Source organism: Bacteroides sp. D22 (assembly GCF_000163675.1).
Taxonomy (GTDB): Bacteria; Bacteroidota; Bacteroidia; order Bacteroidales; family Bacteroidaceae; genus Bacteroides; species Bacteroides xylanisolvens.
In genome coordinates, this window is sequence record NZ_GG774864.1 from 1 (window position 1) to 1194 (window position 1194).

Consider the following 1194-nt stretch of genomic DNA (forward strand, 5'->3'; position numbering starts at 1 on the left):
CCCAGTGGAGGGATCTTCCCAGCGACGACGCTTGATACGTAAATAAACGGCTTTACCACGGATAGGGAAGTCCTGAACTTCAATCTCAGGGAGGAAACCTTTTGAGTGAAGATGTAGATCTGAGTACTCAGAAGGAATAGTGGCTTTCTCCTCTAAATAAAGAATAAAGCAAGTATCCTGAGAAACATGATTGACTAGGGTAAAGTAATCAAGGATTCCTGAAGGCAAGAACAAGCTTAAAGAAGCAACAGGATCAATCGTTTGGGAAGAGGATGGCTCAGTTGTAATTCTTGGGGATTTGATTCAGTGCAATCACATCCTTAAAATTTAATTCAATTCTATATTGGAATGAATGAGATTTTGTTTTCAATTACTGATTTGCATAAGTATAACATGAACTTTGGATTCATAAGTTTCACCCGTTTCACCTTATAACTGAAACATCGATGAATAAGGAGATAGCGGGTGAAAGCGTAGGAAAAAAACAGGTGAAGGCTTCCATTATCGCTTTCACCTTTTGAATTTATTTATACCGATTGCTGGACATATATAGCCATCGTGATGGACATATATAGCCACCGTGATGAATATATATAGCCACCGTGATGGACATATAGATGCAATACGGTGAGTATATAGATCCAATCTGTTGAATCTACAGATGTACCAATTCAAGTATTAACAGATGAGAACCAAGGTATTAACACCTGACAACTAAGCTATTAACATCTGACAGTTCATCTATTAATACCTGACAATGGATTTGCTATAAGCATATTTTCATTAGCTATAATGATATCCGGATTAGCTATAATGATATTGGTTTTAGCTCAAAGGATATTTTGAAAAGCCAAGGTGAAACCGATAATGTTCTGTTTCACCTGATTTCACCCCTCGCTTTCACCCGCTATCTCCTTATTCATCGGCATTTCAAGAATCAGGTGAAAGCGATGAATGGCAATAATCTTATAGTGGCATTGATGATACTTTATTTATAAAAAAAGAGGTAAGTTACGCAGTATTCCGCTATCGAATGAGTCAGAACTGCACAGTTTAGTTCATTTTCACACCGGAATGAATCTATTTTGTTAAGAATATGATTGCTCTGAATCAAATCCCCCAATTTTCAGACTGATCCAAGAGGATGTTTTCATGATGCAAAAATAAGAATTTTAACGCAATCCCCCAAGGTTT

General features: G+C 36.9%; 1 protein-coding gene. It reads right to left on the reverse strand.

What is annotated here, in order from left to right; all coding sequences use genetic code 11:
- Window positions 1-288, reverse strand: a 288-nt coding sequence (locus HMPREF0106_RS28065; RefSeq protein WP_083787937.1) for a transposase, incomplete at its 3' end; no start/stop codon positions are given.
- Window positions 289-1194 lie beyond the last annotated feature (906 nt).